The sequence below is a fragment of the Hymenobacter montanus genome, from assembly GCF_014699115.1.
GTDB classification, from domain to species: domain Bacteria; phylum Bacteroidota; class Bacteroidia; order Cytophagales; family Hymenobacteraceae; genus Hymenobacter; species Hymenobacter montanus.
On record NZ_JACXAD010000015.1, the window covers coordinates 67,882 to 83,753 of the forward strand.

General features: G+C 62.4%; 12 protein-coding genes. 5 read left to right on the plus strand and 7 right to left on the minus strand.

Annotation, left to right across the window (positions count from 1 at the left end; genetic code table 11):
• Nucleotides 1-53 precede the first annotated feature (53 nt).
• Nucleotides 54-1,640, minus strand: a complete 1,587-nt coding sequence (locus IC235_RS13950; protein WP_191005798.1) for a hypothetical protein — start codon at nt 1,638-1,640, stop codon at nt 54-56.
• Nucleotides 1,641-1,825: 185 nt separating this feature from the next.
• Between IC235_RS13950 and IC235_RS13955 the strand changes: the two genes are divergently transcribed.
• Together IC235_RS13955 and IC235_RS13960 are read left to right on the plus strand one after the other, a co-directional pair.
• Nucleotides 1,826-3,436, plus strand: coding sequence for a hypothetical protein (locus IC235_RS13955; RefSeq protein ID WP_191005799.1), 1,611 nt, complete (start codon nt 1,826-1,828; stop codon nt 3,434-3,436).
• 449 nt (nt 3,437-3,885) lie between these two features.
• Nucleotides 3,886-4,410: a hypothetical protein gene (locus IC235_RS13960; protein WP_223847302.1), complete on the plus strand. Its 525-nt coding sequence runs from the start codon at nt 3,886-3,888 to the stop codon at nt 4,408-4,410.
• A gap of 140 nt (nt 4,411-4,550) precedes the next feature.
• Here IC235_RS13960 and IC235_RS13965 read toward each other — a convergent pair whose 3' ends face one another.
• Together IC235_RS13965 and IC235_RS13970 are read right to left on the minus strand one after the other, a co-directional pair.
• Nucleotides 4,551-5,249, minus strand: coding sequence for a spheroidene monooxygenase (locus tag IC235_RS13965; RefSeq protein ID WP_191005801.1), 699 nt, complete (start codon nt 5,247-5,249; stop codon nt 4,551-4,553).
• 269 nt (nt 5,250-5,518) lie between these two features.
• A complete protein-coding gene (locus tag IC235_RS13970) occupies nt 5,519-6,028 on the minus strand; it encodes a pyridoxamine 5'-phosphate oxidase family protein (RefSeq protein WP_191005802.1) in 510 nt (169 codons plus the stop codon).
• A gap of 108 nt (nt 6,029-6,136) precedes the next feature.
• On the opposite strand from IC235_RS13970, the gene IC235_RS13975 reads away from it, so the two are divergent.
• Entirely contained in the window at nt 6,137-6,745 is a 609-nt protein-coding gene (locus IC235_RS13975) for an acyl carrier protein phosphodiesterase (protein ID WP_191005803.1), read from the plus strand.
• A 215-nt stretch (nt 6,746-6,960) separates the two neighbouring features.
• Here IC235_RS13975 and IC235_RS13980 read toward each other — a convergent pair whose 3' ends face one another.
• The 4 genes from IC235_RS13980 to IC235_RS13995 all read right to left on the minus strand — a co-directional run bounded on the left by IC235_RS13980 (nt 6,961) and on the right by IC235_RS13995 (nt 11,433).
• Complete coding sequence (locus tag IC235_RS13980; protein WP_191005804.1) at nt 6,961-7,476, minus strand: FKBP-type peptidyl-prolyl cis-trans isomerase; 516 nt, start codon at nt 7,474-7,476, stop codon at nt 6,961-6,963.
• 409 nt (nt 7,477-7,885) lie between these two features.
• Nucleotides 7,886-9,871, minus strand: coding sequence for an AAA domain-containing protein (locus IC235_RS13985; RefSeq protein WP_223847303.1), 1,986 nt, complete (start codon nt 9,869-9,871; stop codon nt 7,886-7,888).
• A 566-nt stretch (nt 9,872-10,437) separates the two neighbouring features.
• On the minus strand, nt 10,438-10,797 hold the full coding sequence (locus IC235_RS13990; protein WP_191005805.1) for a hypothetical protein: 360 nt from the start codon (nt 10,795-10,797) through the stop codon (nt 10,438-10,440).
• Between the two features lie 15 nt (nt 10,798-10,812).
• Nucleotides 10,813-11,433, minus strand: a complete 621-nt coding sequence (locus tag IC235_RS13995) for a hypothetical protein (protein ID WP_191005806.1) — start codon at nt 11,431-11,433, stop codon at nt 10,813-10,815.
• Between the two features lie 13 nt (nt 11,434-11,446).
• Between IC235_RS13995 and IC235_RS14000 the strand changes: the two genes are divergently transcribed.
• Together IC235_RS14000 and IC235_RS14005 are read left to right on the plus strand one after the other, a co-directional pair.
• Nucleotides 11,447-11,914 (plus strand): 2-dehydro-3-deoxyphosphooctonate aldolase, encoded by a 468-nt coding sequence (locus IC235_RS14000; RefSeq protein WP_191005807.1) that lies wholly within the window; start codon nt 11,447-11,449, stop codon nt 11,912-11,914.
• Nucleotides 11,915-12,111: 197 nt separating this feature from the next.
• Nucleotides 12,112-15,711 carry a DEAD/DEAH box helicase gene (locus IC235_RS14005; RefSeq protein WP_191005808.1) on the plus strand — a complete coding sequence of 1,200 codons (3,600 nt, stop codon included), beginning with the start codon at nt 12,112-12,114 and terminating at the stop codon, nt 15,709-15,711.
• Nucleotides 15,712-15,872 lie beyond the last annotated feature (161 nt).

Sequence of the window (15,872 nt, forward strand, 5' to 3'; positions counted from 1 at the left end):
GGTGCGGGCTAAAAAAGAGTGGGAGTAGTTATCAAACCGGTATCAAACCAGGCTCAGTCGTCGTTGAGGCGGTCGTAAGCACGGTGCCTTTTCGGTGGTAGCTGCGGCCGGGGGCCCGCGTCGGCCCGCATGTCCGCAGCATCGTCGAAGAGGGCCAAGCGTTGGGGAGAGCCTTGCAGGCGCAGCTGGTCGTGGCCCGGTCCGCCGAACAGGCGCAGGCGAATGGGCCGGCCCGCCCCGGTGGTGATTACTTCAAACACGTCATCGCCGCCCAGGCCTTCCAGGGTCAGGCGACGCGTTTCGGGGGTAAGGTAAGTGCGGCGAAACCGCAGGGAATCGCCACCGGGACGGAGGTGAGCCAGCGTAGCCGAAAATACCTGCACGGTGGTAGAGTCGGGGTAGCGGTGCACTACAAAGCGCTCGGGCTCGGCCGTGCCGCCCAGCACGGGCGAGTGGGCCAGGGTTAAGTAGAAGGCATCGGCGGCCTGGGGCAAGGCTTCGCGGCGGGCTTTGAGCGCCGCGGCCAGGTGGGGCCCTTCCAGGGCAAACACGGCGGGCGGCAGGCGGCGCAGGGCCTGGTCGATGAGGGAGTCGGGCAGGCGGCGCTGCAAGTCGGCGGCCAGGCGCTGAAAATCGGCCCGGGTGAGCTGCGAGAGGCCGCGGTGGTCGATGAATCGAGCTTGCTTTACCAGCCCGGCTACGTTGCCATAGTGCGCTTTAAACGTCTGGAACTGCGGGGCTAGCCGGGTCAGCAGCCAAGGCACCAGCCCATCATCAAGCTTAAAATAAACCTGATCACGGTCTTTCGGAATAGGTCGGTACTGTACCCGGCCCGCCGCTTCGGGAAATGCGGCCCACTGCCACTGTCCCTCGTGCCGGTCCCAGTCGCCGAGCCACACATCGAGCAGGCGCGCGCGCAAGAAGGCAAGCTGATCGAGGGCGTAACAAGGGTGGGCGTACACATTTTGCAACATGCCTTCGCTGTCCACAAACCCGGTAGCCCCGGCCAGGTCGGGGGTGCGGGACGCCAGCACCGCGTATTTTTCTTCCAGCAGCGCAACTTTGCCCCGAAAACGCTCCGACATTGCTCCCAGGCCGGTTTCATCGTCCCGCACGTACACCAGGCGCGGGCGGGAGTGAGGTACCCCAGCTGCCTGGGCCAGCGGCGGCACCGTGAGGGCGCCATAGGGCATGCCGGCCGAAGTGGCATCGCGCACCGCATTCAGCAGAAACGTAGCGCGCAGCACCTTGGGCACGGTGCGGCGGGGGTCCTTGTCGAGGGCTCGCAGGGCGTACTCGCGCCCTTGCGCTCCTGTCAGGGTCATACTGATGCTTTGGTAGCCGCCCCCGGGCCGGCCGGGCTCCAGGCCGCCGGGCGCGGCCGTGGCCAGGCGCAAGACCGGCACCGTGGCCGGGGCGGCCCACACCCGACGGTAGTGGCGGCCCATGAAGAAGCAGTAGAACCCCGAGTGTTGGTTATAGTGGCGACCAGCTGCGACGCGAACCGTATCGGTGGTGGCCGGCAGGGCCGCGGTACTGCCGGGGCCAATCCGGGCATCGGCCTGGAAGTAGTGCGGACGCGCACAGCCACTGGTGGCTAGTCCGGCCAGTAGCAACAGGCGCCGAGGAAATGCAGGCAAGAGAGCAGAGAGAATGGGCATTCAGGAAAATACGGGCCGCAGTTGAGCCTTTAACGTAAGCTCAGGGTAAAGGTGGACTTTGCCCATTCTCAAACCGAACGTTGCTCCCGCATTTGCGGTATACCAAGTCCGGAGTGCCCGCTTACGGCCACTTAGAGCTTTACCCCCAGTATAATCTGCCATTCATGCCTGGGCCAGCTGCTTTATCCGGCTTCTTCTTTCGCCGCGTATGGTGCGCGGGGGTCGTGCTATTAGCCGCCTGCAGCGAGTCCGGGCGGAGTGGCCCCCCCGCGCCGCGCTGGGCTGCCGACTCGACCACGGTGCAACTGGCGGCGGGGCCCCACTACGCCCGGGGGGCAGGGTGGCGGTTTTTCTGGGGAACGCATTATCGCGCGCTGTGGGCTACGCCGATTACCGCCCCCGTGCTACGCCTGGCCACGGCCGTACCGGGTGGGCTCACGCCGCTGCAAGCCGGTGGTAGCTACCAGAGCCGCACCCTGCGCCTGCGGTCCCCCACGGGCCGTGAGTTTGTGCTGCGCTCCGTTGATAAGGACGCCAGCCTGGCCTTGCCGGCCGGGCTAACCCGCCGGGTGCTGGGCCGCCTGATGAAGGACCAAACCAGCGCAACTCAGCCTTATGGTGCCTACGTGGCCGCCGAGCTGGCCGCCGCGGCGGGGGTGTACCACACCAACCCGCGGCTGGTGTATATGCCCGACGACCCTGGCCTGGGGCCGTTTCGGGCGAGGTTCGCCAATGCGCTGTACCTGCTGGAAGAACGCGCCGAAGGCGACCAGCGGGCTGCCGCCTGCTTCGGGCATTCGCCCGCCGTGGTGAACACCGCCCGCATGCTCAGGGATATCAGCCAGCGCTCCCGCGCCCGGGTGGTGGCCCGGGCTTACTTACGCGCCCGGCTGCTCGACATGTGGCTGGGCGACTGGAGCCGGCGCGAGGACCAGTGGCGCTGGGCCAGCTTTCCGCAGGCGGGTGGGGTGAGCTACCAACCTATTCCACGCGACCGGGACCAGGCTTTTTTCCTGTTTGACGACGGGCTCATCACTCGCCTGGTGGCGTGGTTCGTGCCCAAATACCACAGCTTTCACGCTACCATTCGACCCGGCACCGTATATGGCCTCACCACCACCGCCCGGGCACTCGACCGCACCTTATTGAGTACGCTAACCGCCGACGATTATCGGCAGGAGGCTGATTCGTTGCGCCGCCGGCTGACCGACGCCGTCATTGCCCATGCCCTGACGGCCGGGCCCGCCGAAACCCGGGCTGCGGTAGGGGCCCGGTTCGGCCCTTTGCTGCGGGCCCGGCGGGAGCAGCTGCCCGGCGTAGCCCAGCAGTACTACGAAATCCTGGCCAAGGAAGCCCGGCTCGTGGGCACCGACCAAGCTGAGCGATTCGTCGTGAGCGGGTCCGGGCCGGGCCAGGTGCGGGTGAAAATCCTGGCTTGCCGGCCGGCCCAGGCAGATAGCCTGCTAGCCGAGCGGGTATACGACCGGAAAACAACTACCCGAATAAATCTGTACGGCTTGGCGGGAAACGACATTTTCGAGCTGCTGCCACCCCTGAACACTGGCATCAGCGTGGGCCTGTACGACGGCGCCGGCCACGACCTGGTGCTTAACCGGGCCACCTCGGCCGCCAGCGTGGCGGACGTCACCTGGTACCAAAACCCGGATAACCAGCGCCCTAGTAAGGCGGGGCAAGTAACTAGCCAGCCCGACCGTCAGCCGGAATTAACCAGCAACTCCGCAGCCTGGTTGAAGCGCTACAACCTGCATGACTAAGTGCTTGACGGAACGGTTGTCGTGGCATAAAAATGGGATGATAATGCCAGCCAGTGTCGCTCATTATTTGCGTCGTGCTTCGGTAACTGTCCCTACACCTCGGCCCATGATGAGCCGGGAGCAGGCTTGGCTTCCAGCTAACTCAAACCGTTCCTGGAAAGGTAGGGTGAACAGACCGGGTATTGTCTAACTCGCTTTATAGGAATAAGATAGCTGTTATTCAAACTCTGCTAGCTAATAATTTAGCCAACTTATCTGCTTACTTCCTTCTCGGCTTGATTAAATTCGGCGGTGCTCCAGCTATCAGCTAGGGAAGATTAGGTATTAATTTGATTATATATCTTTGATATTAATGGAATTGGAGATTCTATCCCTGTAGTGATTGTCAAGGAACTAATGCTATTGAGATCGCGACAAAACTAGGCGATGTTATTTCCTTAAGAGCACCGGTGAATCACATGCAAAATAACCGACCCAAACTGATTGAAGTCAATCATGGCAACGTCAAGCAAATCAAGACTATTCTTCATTGGCTCCACAAAGACGGTGGCGAAGCGCATTGTTTAGTGCGCCTCTATATTTGGTCGGATACTTCTAAAGCACTAGCCGTTCTATCTGAACTCAGGAGCAACCCACCGGGTCTAGACATCACGCGCGATTTTATTGGTGTAGCAAAATCCGTGATACAGTTATTGGGAACGCATATAAAATTTCCAATAGAAAAAATTGTATGGGTTTTGCATCATGGTGGTTTTTCTTACTACGAAACCCTGAACCGGGAGGCTTTCACTAGAGTCGATTTGAGAGGGAAAGCACAATCTTATGAGTCTAATTTATCAGACAGGCACTTGCTCAACGGGTCAGAGTACCAGGCAATTTTTGATGGAATTGAGTTAGAGCCTATTGGAAAGGTGATGAAGGAGCTAGACTGGACATTAGAGAGAAGATTATCTGATGGTGATATAAGCTGGTAATGCTATAAATACACTGCTTTCATTTTAGGGCTATAGTGGCAAATGAAAGTATCTGATAGTCTTGTTATGATTATTGAGAGATTTGCGAAAACTTAACGCCTTTGACGAATCTATCAAAGGCTAACAATCAAGTACGGCTCTCAGCTTGCCAGCGGGTCCTGGCCGTCGAGTGTACCTTCGCTGCTCAGCACCTGGAATCGGGCGAACAGCTCTTCGGCGTACCAGTTTTCGCGGCGCGTCAGCTGAATGACTTCACGGTGCCGAGCGTCGCGGTATGCGTACTGTTGCATGGCCTGCGCCGACTCCCACACGCTGAACGTGGCCTGGCGCACCACCGGCAGCTCGCCCAAGCCAATGGCCGCCCGCACGCCCACTGCCTGGGCGAGCGCGGCGCTGGTGGGCTCCACAAACTGCCAGAAGCGCCGGGTTTTCCGCAGGCGAATACTGGCGCGGGTCAGCACGGCCACCGGTGCCGGGCCGGCCGGTAGGAGGGGCGGGGCGTAGTCGAAGGGCGTTTTGCCGTCCCATAAGCCCTGCGATTTTAGCGGGGCCAGCTGCACCGACCACAGCTCCGCACTCCGTTGCCGATAGCCGGCCCATAACGGGTGTTGCCCGAAAAAAGCCTCAGCCGCGGCGGCCTCTTCCCAAACGCCCAGGAAGGCGTAGCGCTCCAGATTTGGCCATAGTCCGAACCCATTGCGGGCCCCGCTGCCCAGTAGCTTGAAAAACGTCAGCCCCGGCACCCGCTGCAGCGTGGCGGGCGAAGTGCCCATCTGGGCCAGGCCCCAGCGCCGGTGGCCGGGCTTGAGGGTAAAAACGGTAAGGGTAGTATGTGGCATTCGGAAGGCTGAGCAGCCGGCACTTGGTTAGTTGGCGGGTTGCTAGCAACAAAAAAAGACCAGAATTGCTTCCGGCCTTTCTCAGATCAGTATCCCTGCCATTAAGCTCCCTTCTCCTAGTAGATTAGAGCCGTTTCCTCGTCCGTGTACACGACGTCTGGCTCCCCTCTCCTGGGGAGAGGGGCTCGCCCCGTAGGGGTCACGTGAGGTCCTCACGTCTGGGGCACGCGCACTCGCTCAGAAACTGCTATAACAACCAGTAGATTAGACTATTGCGGAATAACAACCGACTGCCGTTCGGGGCTGGGCTGGTCGCGCTCACCCGTTGCCACGGCCTTTACGTAGGCGTAGGCCCGCAGCAGTGTGGAGTTGGGGGTATCCCAGAACTCTCCCTTGTTAATCGTGACCCGGAGCAGAGCAATGTTGGGGTCGTCAGAACCTTTGGGAAACCAGCCCCGCAGGGCCTCACTCCACAGCTCTTTGATTTTAGCACGGTCGGTAACGACGTGGGCAGTGCCCGTAATGGCCACGTACAGGTTGTCGCCGGGGCTGGCGTAGCCCAGGCTAACGTGGCGGTCTTGCTGAACCTCGCTTACCTTCTGCGAGTCCTGCTCCGTGAAGAACCAGAGCGTGCCGTCGGCCTCGGGCAAAGTGGTATACATGGGGCGCGAGTGCAGCTCCTGGCCATTCTCGATGGTGGTCATCATGGCAATTTTGACGTCCTTGATTTTTTCGACGAGCTTTGTTACGTCGTGGCTTACGGCAACTTGATCGGCCATGGGAATAGGTGTTTAGTAAGAGTTAGAGGAAGAGCTTGGTTTACGGCCCTCGTCAGTACTTGTTTCTTTCGGCCGTGATTTACTGACGACTTACCGGTTGTAGCACTCATGAACTTCCTGGCTCACTTGTTCCTCTCCGGCCAGCCCGGCTCCGCGGCGTACTCCGACGTGCTGATCGGCAATTTTATTGCGGATTCAGTGCCGGGCCGGCAGCTCGAGAACTACCCGCCGGCCGTGCAGGTCGGCATTCGCCTGCACCGGGCCATCGACACGTTTACCGACCAGCATCCCGTGGTGCGCCGCGCCACCCAACGCCTGCGCGCGGCCGGCTACGGCAAGTACGCCGGGGTGATCTCGGATATGTTTTTCGACCATTTCCTGGCCGGGCACTTTGGGAAATTTTCGGCGGAAACCCTGGCTGATTTTGCCCAGCGGGTCTATACTGTGCTCACCGCTCGCCAAGCCGAAATGCCGCCGCGGGTGCAGCAATTCCTGCCCTACATGGCGCAGCACAACTGGCTGCTGGGCTACGCCGCGCCGGCCGGCATTGCGCGGGCACTACAAGGCTTGAGCCGCCGGGCGTCGCCGGGCTCGGGCATGGAAACCGCCGTAGAGGAGCTGCAAGCTAATTATACTGCCTACGAGGGCGACTTTTGGGAGTTCTTTCCCCAGCTGCAGGCCCACGCCGAAGCGCAGCTGGGGAGGGCTGGCAATTAAGGAATCAGGAGGATGAAGAGGCGCGGCTTGTCCGTCACTGCAAGCGGCGCGAAGCAATGACGGACAAGCCAGCTAATCGCAGCTCTCCTTAAGGGTAGAAAGGTCGGTTGGTAGGCAGGGGCGTTGGCGCGTGTCCGCGGCGCGCTGCCTGCCCTCGAGTCAAGCCCGCGCGTCATCATCCCTTAGCCCAGCTAACCGACTTCGTGATACCTTACTTAATGCTGGTGGCCACCGTCGCCGTGCACGTGGCCGTGGTCAAGCTCCTCGGCCGTGGCCTCGCGTACGTCCTGCACCTGGCCAACGAAGTGCATCACCATGCCGGCCAAGGGGTGGTTGAAGTCCATTTGCACGGCCGTCTCGCCGATGCTAACCACCTTGGCTTGCATATGGTTGCCTTCGTTATCGGCCATGGGCAGGAAGTTGCCGATCTGCAGCATCTCGTCGTCGAGCTTGCCGTCGATGAGAAACACTTCTTTGGGAATTTCGACCAGGGCTTGCTCGTCGTAGTCGCCGTAGGCCTGCTCGGGGGTGAGGCTGAACTGAAAGGTGTCGCCGGGATTCTTGCCGTTGAGTTGGGCTTCAAACTCTTCGGGCAAGCCGCTGTGGCCGAATAGAAACACCATCGGCGAATCAGGTTCGGCAGATTCGACCAGTACTTTTTCCTGGTTTTCGTCGGTCACGCTGAGGTCATAGGTGATGGTGACGACTTTGTTGTCGCTGATTGTGGCCATAGGGATAATTACGTCGGTGGGAGCCGGCTACGGAAAGGGGTGGTAAGACTAAATTTCAGGCAAGATAGGTACGCAAAACCGGGAGAAAGGGCGAGGAGCCGTCGGGTTCTTCGTCGGGTAGCAGCAGGAGCCGTGGTAGTGCCGGTTCGAGCCCTACCGTATTTTCAGCGCTTGGATTCGCCTTACGCTTGACTGTCAGCCGCTTTCTCTTCTGCTCCCGGCATAAGCTATTTTCGTTGCTGGGTAGCACCCCGCTCGTCGTCTGCCAAGCCAACGAACCCGGTAGGGTTCGCCCCCGGTTCGCGGGAGGCGCGAAGCCCCAGCAGGGGGAGCCTGACGGCGGGTACCCTGACGAGGAAACTGCCTTAAGAGGGTACCTGCCGGGCCGGGCGCGCCGGCACTCGTTATTTTATTGTAACTCCCAGGCGGTGCGGTAGCCGCCAATGCGCTCCACGTATTCGAGCAGCGCCTTGAAAAACGGGTTGGCACTCAACGTCGAGGAGTCGCCCACCAACAGTAGCTTGCGGCGGGCGCGGGTCATGCCCACGTTCATCCGGCGGATGTCGGATAGAAACCCAATCTCGCCGTGGTTGTTGCTGCGGGTGAGGCTGATGGCAATGATGTCGCGCTCCTGGCCCTGGAACGCATCGACGGTGCCCACGCTCAGCATGCGGTGCGCCAGCAGGCCATTGAGCTCGTCGTTTTCCTCGATGGCATCCTTCAGATAGTTGAGCTGGGCGCGGTAGGGAGCAATAACCCCGATGGTGAGCAGGTCTTCCTCGTGGTCGGCCTGATCGTAGGGCTCCAGCAGTTGGGCCAGGCGCTTGAGGAGCAGGTCGGCTTCTTCGGGGTTAGCAGTGGAGCGGCTTTCGGGAATGGTGATTTCCTGGAAGCCAAAGCCGGCCGTGTCGAGAAATTCCACCGGCAGGTCGGGGGCGAAGCGCAGGTCGTAGGCGGCCAGGTCGGCGTGGCGCACGGTGGCATGCGCTTCCAGCTTTCCCTCGTAGAACTGCTCGGAGCTGAACGCCATAATTTGCTCGTGCATGCGATACTGCACCATGAGCATGCGGGCGGTGGCCGGCTGGCGCTTGATGCACTTCTCAAACAGCGTTTCGCGCAGGCCCTCGCGGGCGGCTTTTTCGCTCTTCACGGTGGGCGGCAGCTGGTGGTGGTCACCGGCCAGCACCACGCGGTTGGCCTTGGCAATCGGAATCCAGCAGCCCGGCTCCAGGGCCTGGGCGGCTTCGTCGATGAACACCGTTTCGTAGGTGAGGTGGCGGATGTTGCGGTTAGCCGCGCCCACCAGCGTACACGTAATCACTTGAACCTGCTCCAGTAAGTCCTCGGTGATGTAGCGTTCCAAGGCGTCGGCCTGCTGGTGCAGCTCGCGGGCCTCTTCCTTCAGCAGCTTGCGCTGCTGCTGTTCCTCGTAGCCGAAGTTACGCACGTATTTGCCGGCCATTTCGCGGTACTGCTCCGCGGTCTGGCGCATCGAGCGCAGCTCATTATAGCTCTTGTGGGCCATCACCTGGGCGTCAAGCGTGTGCTCGAGCAGCAAGTCCGACACCCGGCTGGGGTTACCCATGCGGATGACGTTGACCCCGCGCTCGGCCAGCTTTTCGGTGAGCAGATCCACGGCCGTGTTGCTGGGCGCGCACACCAGCACCCGCCGCTCGCGCCGGATGGTTTCCAGAATAGCTTGCACCAGCGTGGTCGTTTTGCCAGTGCCGGGCGGGCCGTGGATAATGGCCACGTCCTGCGCCGCCATCACGTGGCGCACGGCAGCCAACTGCGACTCATTGAGGGGGCTGGGGTAAAACAGGTCCGACGCTTTTTCTTCCCGGAAGCGGGCTTCCCGGGCGCCGAGCAGCATGTCGCGCAACTCAGCCAGGCGGTCGCCATAGGCGCCCATCACCTTGCCCAGGGCGTAGTCCATCTCCCGGTAGCTCACCTCGTCGAAGGTGAGGTCGATGCCGAGTTTGCCGCCTTCGGTCACCCAGTCGGGCAGGTCCTCTTTGGTGGTGGCCAGCAGCAGCTTGTTGCGCCGCACGCTGGTAATCACGCCGCTGAGCGTGGGCCGGTCGGTGGCCGAGCGGCCGGGAATGTTGCCAAACAGCGACGCATTTTTACCTACCTGAAACAGGTGCAGGCTCTGCTGCCCGGCGGGGCGCTCCAGCTCCAGCACCACCTTGCCGCCAAAGCCGATGTCTTCTTTGGTGATGCTAACCGGGTACCAGGTCAGGCCGCGCTGCTGGCGCTCGGCAATGCTGGCCTTGGCGTTCTTAATCTTGAATTGTTCCAGGTCTTCCTTCTGCTCCAGCTGCATGAGGGCCTGGGTGTGGCGCAGCTCTTTTTCGAGGGCGTAAGGGTCGGCGGGAGTGAATACTTCTGACAAAAGAATGATGAATTGATTTCGGTGCTCAGGTTCAGGTAACAACGAAAGCGGGAAATGAGTGACAAAGGTGAGCGGATTATTGCATAGCAGTATGAGAAACGACTATAAATTCAAGCTGTAGCCGCATAGCGGCGACCGGTTGGTAGAATAAAAAAGTAGCGTGGTTGAGAGCCGCGTAGCGGTGACAGATTCGTCTGGTACCGCTACGCGGCTTAGGTTTGGCCCGGGTTAGATTTTCTACCAACCGGTCGCCGCTATGCGGCTATTCCACCGCTTGAGTTAAATTACTCCGTTTCATCTCAAATGATGACTCATTGATAAGCTTTTACTTGTCCCTGATTAAGCTGCTGGTAAAATCAGTTGCTTCCGGACGTGAAGGAAAGTAGCTGTAGGGCAGCTCAAACCATGATTCCTGGTCTGGTGTCCGCCATTACAATAGTTCCCATGATAAGTTCAGCAATTTTGTTAGGGGGGAATATGCTTTCCAGTAAACGCTTCCTCGCGTAAATTAAGCCAGCGGGACGGCGCTCATTGGCGCTGATTTCCAGCGTAGGCTCGCCCAACATTCACGCGAAAAAGTCCTCCGGGTCGGCCTGACTAAGGTAGTTCTGCAGCCGGGGCAACGTGCCAAAAAAGGGCAGCACGCAGGCCAGAAACCGGTCAGCCACGGCTTGATTCGGCGCGTAGGCCACGAACGTGTGGCCGCCTTCCTCAAACGCCAACTCCTCGAGTAGCTCGGGCTGATGCTCTTCAATAATGGTTTGCAGGTGCTCGACCCAGGACTCGGCCGTGCCGCCGAAGCCGTAGTTGCGGAACAGCACGTAGTACTCCTCGAGCCCGCCCACATCGGCAAAAATGGCCAGCTGGCGCTCGGGGGCAGTGGGGGGCGGCAGGACCGCGACCTGAAAGGGAAAAGAGGAAGGCATGGGGTGGCTTTATAGTTATTTGCGCCGCCGCAGGGCCACCAGCAGCCCCACGCTGAGCGCGGACAAAAAGACAATCAGGGCGTCGCGCACGAAACGGCTGTGTTTAACCTCGGCCACCTCGGCTTCGAGCGCCAGCTGTCGAGCCAGCTGTTGCTTCTCGCGCTCACGCAGGTTTTCGGTTTCGTTTTGCAGCTCAGCCAGGCGTTGGGCCGTGAGGTTGCGGTCGTCGCGGCCGGTGCTTTCGAGCTGGGTGGTGGTGGCGGCCAGCCGCGCCGACGTGCTTTGCGCCTGGCGGGCCGTCTGGTTTAGCACGTCCACAATTTGCTGGTCTTTATCGACGATGCCTTGCAGGGCATCCACCACTTCCTGCAAATCTTTTTTGGAAGGCTTGTTGCCGAACAAGCTATGGCGCTGGGCGCTGGCGGCTGCGTAGCGAGTGGTGAGCACGGCGCGCTCCCGCAGCAAGCCGGCCAGGGAGCTATCCCGTCCAACGGGGCCGGCCTGGCCAAAGGCTGGCGTCAGCAGCAGCCCACTCAGGGCCAGGGCCGCGGCCAGGCGCCCTCCAAAACAGCGTTTAGCGGAGAGGAGCGTACTTTGGGGCTTTAAATGGGAGGGTTGTAGGGAAGCAGTTATCATCTACTGACAAGTCATGAGAAAAAAGATAGGTCTCCTCTGCGGAGCGGTTGGGCTGCTGGCAGTCGGGTGCGGCCCCAGCCAGAAAGTCCCCGCCTTATACGGTACGGGGGCTCAGCCGGCGCCGGCCACCACCGCGAGTACCACCGTACTGCCTTTTGTGGTGCGCGAAGTAAGCCAGGACGAAACGTACGGCTACACCGAGAAAAACCCGGTGCGGGTCGGCGGGGGCCGCTCGGCCGGCATGCGCAATCAACTGCGCTACTTAAATGCGCTCCGAGGCCCCCAGGGCCAGGCCGTTACCTACGAGCGGCAAGCCAGCTGCTGCGCCTTCCGAACCCGCCGGGGCGTGGTGGACAATACGGCGCTGCTCGATGTTTATACGGTAACGTGGACGGGCAAAGCTACGCCGGTGACTCTCTACATCAACATGTACCGGGGCGGCAAGCTCCTGGCCCCGGCCGGCTTTACGGGGGCTCGCTGAGTTGAATAATAAGCTGGCTAGGGTGGTGTAAATCCGCTACTTTTGAGGGACAAGTACGGCGGCCGCCTAAAGCGGCTTGGCGAAGCGACTTCCTAATTAGCTTGCGGGAAGGTTTCTCGCGGAGAACCAGTCCGCCATAAGCCCAGCGGTGGCCGGCTGCCGGGTTATTTAGTTACCGCGCCGGATCTCTACCCTCGATGTCAACCCCTTACTACCTCCGCCTCGCCGCTCTGGCGGCCGACCCAACCGCCGCGCCGGCCGACCAGCTGCCCAAGCTGCGCAAGCTGCTCGAAACGGTGTTGCGCGACGAGTGCCGGCGGCGGGAGCGGCCCTTCGTCAACCTCAACCAGGCCATTGGGCTGGTGGCTTACGAGCAGGGCCTGCCCCTGTTGCTGCGCCAGCAGTTGCAGGCCCTGCGCCTGGCGGCCAACCTGGTGGTGCACGAGAGCTACGCCGGCACGCCAGCGGAGGTCGCGAGCGGCTTCGCGGCCCTGACAGCTCTGGTGTGGCACCTGACGGGCGTGCCCTACGAGGGCCCGGCGTGGCCGGAAATGCCGCCCTCCGTCGAAACCCTCCCCACCAAAAATGCCGCGGCTCCGCTGCAGCCCTTCATTCCTGATACGGGCCCCGCGGGTCCGGCCTGGCGCGTGAATGTGCTGCACGTCGACGCAGCCAGCGGCGCACTGACCGTGGAAATGGCCGTTTCCGCTGAGGGCCGGCCCAGCGGCGCCTTTCAGTTGGTGCTGCCCGCGGCCTACGAGAACGTGCGGGCCCTGGCCGCGGCCCTGCACCCGACCCTGCACCTCGTCGGGCCGGTGGTGCTGCCCGACGGCAGCGTGCGCCCCCGGCGCGTAGTGCTCGAGCCCGACTACCTGGTGAGCGTGACCACCGTAGCCGAATGCGCCCAGGCCACCGCTACCGTGCCTGAATGGGCGCTGCTGAACGCCTTTTTGCCCGATGAAACCTCGCGCCCGCTGGTACTCGGAAACCTGGTGAACCTGCTGCTGGACGAGGAAGTAAGCCACGCCGCCCGAAAGGTTGAGCAGGTGGCCGAGTCCATGCTGGTGGCGGGCGGGGCCGCGGCTGACGAGCCCGCCCCCGATGGCCCGCCCGCCGCTCCTCAGGAATTCGACCTCGAAGGCTTTCTGCGCAAACGCCTCTTCCGCCTGGCGCCGTTGTCGCTGAGCACCTTGCCGGAGTTTCAGACCCGCACCGGCGTACCGGAGCTGCTCAACGACCTGCGCCGTCACCACCGCACGCTGCGCGAAACCCGCGTGCAGGGCTTTGTAGCCCCGAGCCGCACCGGCTACCAGCAGGAGCCCTTACGCCTGGCCGATTGTTTTCTGGAGCCCACTTTCCTCTCGGCCACCTACGGCCTGCAGGGGCGGCTCGACTTGCTGCACGAGAGCAGCACTGGCTACGATTTGGTGGAGCTGAAAAGCTCCACCAAAGTGCCCCACGCCGAGCCCTGGAGCAACCACGCCGCCCAGGCCCAGCTGTACCGCCTGCTGCTCGAGTCGGTGTTCGGGGCCGACGGCGAAACGGCCGGCCGGGGCCGTACCAGCATCCTCTACTCGAACGCGGCCAGCGGCCAGGCCGCCGTGCGCCGCGTCGACCAGGATCAGGAGCTGATTGACCGCCTGCTCTCGGCTCGTAACCAGCTCGTAGGCATCGAGTTGCAGTTGGCTCGCGCCACCGGCCCGCGCCAAACCGCCCAGCTGCTGGCCCCGGTGCTGCACCCCAACCTGATGGCTCTACCCGCCTTCGGCAAAGCCAAAGCCGAAAGAGTAGCCCAGGCCTGGGCCGCCGCCGACCCCGTGGAGCGCGCCTACTGCCTGGAGCTGGCCCGCTTCACGGCACGTGAGATGCGCCTCACCCTGCTCGGCGACGAGGCGCGCCCGGGCGATGCGGGCGGCCAAGCGGGCTTGTGGCTGCTGCCTCAGGCCCGCAAGTACCAGAACTTCAGCTTACTCGACGATCTGGTGCTGTTCGAGGACCATAGCGATGCCGACGATGATGCCCGCGAGGGCTTAGGCCCGCACCTTATTTTCCGCCGCCCCGACGGAGGGCGGGAAGTCAACTTCCGGGCCGGAGATACGCTTATTCTCTATCCGCGCCGCCGGACCGCCGCGGGCCGCCCCGGCGTAAGTACCGACCAAGCGGAAGAACCCGGCAATGAAAGCAGCCCCCTGACCGTGCTGGACGCGCAGGTGGTCAAGGTAGTCTTAGCCGAGGACCTTGGCGCCGACGGCCTGGTGGTGCTGAGCGTACGTAACCGGCGCATGGCTCCGCGCTACCTGCTGGGCCACTCGCACTGGGCCCTGGAGCCCGACACGTACGACACCTTCCGCCGCGAGTGGGCGGGCTTGTCGGCCTTTCTGGGGCTGCCCCCGGAGCGCCGCCGCAGGCTGCTGGCCCGCACCGCGCCCCGCGAGCCGGCCGACTGGTCGGCTGCGACCGGGCCGGCCACCAGCGCTGCCGAGGTGGTGGCCCGCGCCCTGGCGGCGCCCGATTGGTTTGTGTTGTGCGGCCCGCCTGGCACGGGCAAGACCCGCGCCGTGCTGCGGGAACTGGCCGTCAGGCTATACAAGCAAGACCAGCAAGTGCTGCTGGCCGCCTACACCAACCGCGCCGTGGATGAAATCTGCGAGCAGCTGGTCGACGCCGGCTTGCCGTTTATTCGGGTCGGGTCGCGGCTGGGGACGGCGCCCGCGTACCGACCGTACCTGCTCGACAATATGCTGCGCGACTGCACCAGCCGTCAGATGGTGCGCGGCCGGCTCACGACCTGCCCGTTCTACGTGGGCACGGTGGCCAGCCTGCTGGGCAAGCCCGAGCTGTTCACCCTGAAGCAGTTCGACCTGGCCGTGGTGGACGAAGCCAGCCAGGTGCTGGAGTCGCCCATGTTGTCGCTGCTGGCCAAGGTGCCCAAGTTTATTCTTATTGGCGACCATCGCCAGCTGCCCGCTGTGGTAGCTCAGGAACCCGAAGCCAGCGCCGTGGCCGCCGAGTGCGCCGAGCTGCTGCGCGAAGAGCTGGGCCTGACCAACCTGCGCAATTCCTACTTTGAGCGCCTGTTCCGGCGGGCCGAGGCCCGGTGGCCCCACGCGCACGGCACCCTGGCCGACCAGTACCGCATGCACCAGGACCTGGCTGCCCTGGTCAACCAGGATTTCTACGACAATCAGTTGCGCTGCCCCCAACCCTGGCAGGTTGCCCCGCTTAACCGCGCCACCTGGCCCGTGCCGGACCCCGCCGACGCCTTCATCGCGTCGTTGCGCACCCAGCGGGTGGTGTTCGTGCCCACGCAGCGCGTACCCGAGGACTTATCGATGAAAGAATCGACCCAGGAAGCCGAACTGGCTGCCCGGGCCGCCGCTTACGTGGCCCAGGGCTACGTGGGGGCGTTTGACCCCGAAAGTACGTTAGGCATCATCGCCAGCTACCGCAACCAGGCGGCTCGTATCCGCGCCCGGCTGGCCCAGCTAGCCATTGAGCTTCGGCTCCCCGGCCTCGCCCAAGTCAGTGTCGATACCGTGGAGCGCTATCAGGGCAGCCAGCGCGAGGTCATCATTGTGAGCTTCTGCTGCCACCACGAGCACCAGTTGGAGCTCCTGGTGTCGCCCGACGAAACCGGGCACGTCGACCGCAAGCTAAACGTGGCTCTGACGCGTGCCCGTCAGCAGCTAGTACTGCTGGGCAACGAGGAGATTCTGAGCCGGGCGCCCCATCACGCGGCGCTGCTGGCCCGGGTGCGGCTGCTAGCCCGCGAGGTAGTAACCACGTCAAATTCGTAAGTCTTGGCCGGCCTGAACTGTAGTTTTATCCCGCTCGGTTCTTCAAGAAAGTTTGGTGCTTACTGTCACCCGGGTGCGCCGGCTTAAGCGAGCTATTACACGCCCAAGGTTCGGGAGGTCGGCTCGTGGTACAACCAACGGGCTTATGCTTGGCTTCCTAC

Coding starts and splice junctions, on each gene's coding strand:
- IC235_RS13975 (WP_191005803.1), top strand. CDS start 6,137: ATGAACTTCCTGGCTCACTTGTTCCTCTCCGGCCAGCCCGGCTCCGCG.
- IC235_RS14005 (WP_191005808.1), top strand. CDS start 12,112: ATGTCAACCCCTTACTACCTCCGCCTCGCCGCTCTGGCGGCCGACCCA.
- IC235_RS13990 (WP_191005805.1), bottom strand. CDS start 10,797: ATGCCTTCCTCTTTTCCCTTTCAGGTCGCGGTCCTGCCGCCCCCCACT.
- IC235_RS14000 (WP_191005807.1), top strand. CDS start 11,447: ATGAGAAAAAAGATAGGTCTCCTCTGCGGAGCGGTTGGGCTGCTGGCA.
- IC235_RS13965 (WP_191005801.1), bottom strand. CDS start 5,249: ATGCCACATACTACCCTTACCGTTTTTACCCTCAAGCCCGGCCACCGG.
- IC235_RS13995 (WP_191005806.1), bottom strand. CDS start 11,433: ATGATAACTGCTTCCCTACAACCCTCCCATTTAAAGCCCCAAAGTACG.
- IC235_RS13970 (WP_191005802.1), bottom strand. CDS start 6,028: ATGGCCGATCAAGTTGCCGTAAGCCACGACGTAACAAAGCTCGTCGAA.
- IC235_RS13980 (WP_191005804.1), bottom strand. CDS start 7,476: ATGGCCACAATCAGCGACAACAAAGTCGTCACCATCACCTATGACCTC.
- IC235_RS13955 (WP_191005799.1), top strand. CDS start 1,826: ATGCCTGGGCCAGCTGCTTTATCCGGCTTCTTCTTTCGCCGCGTATGG.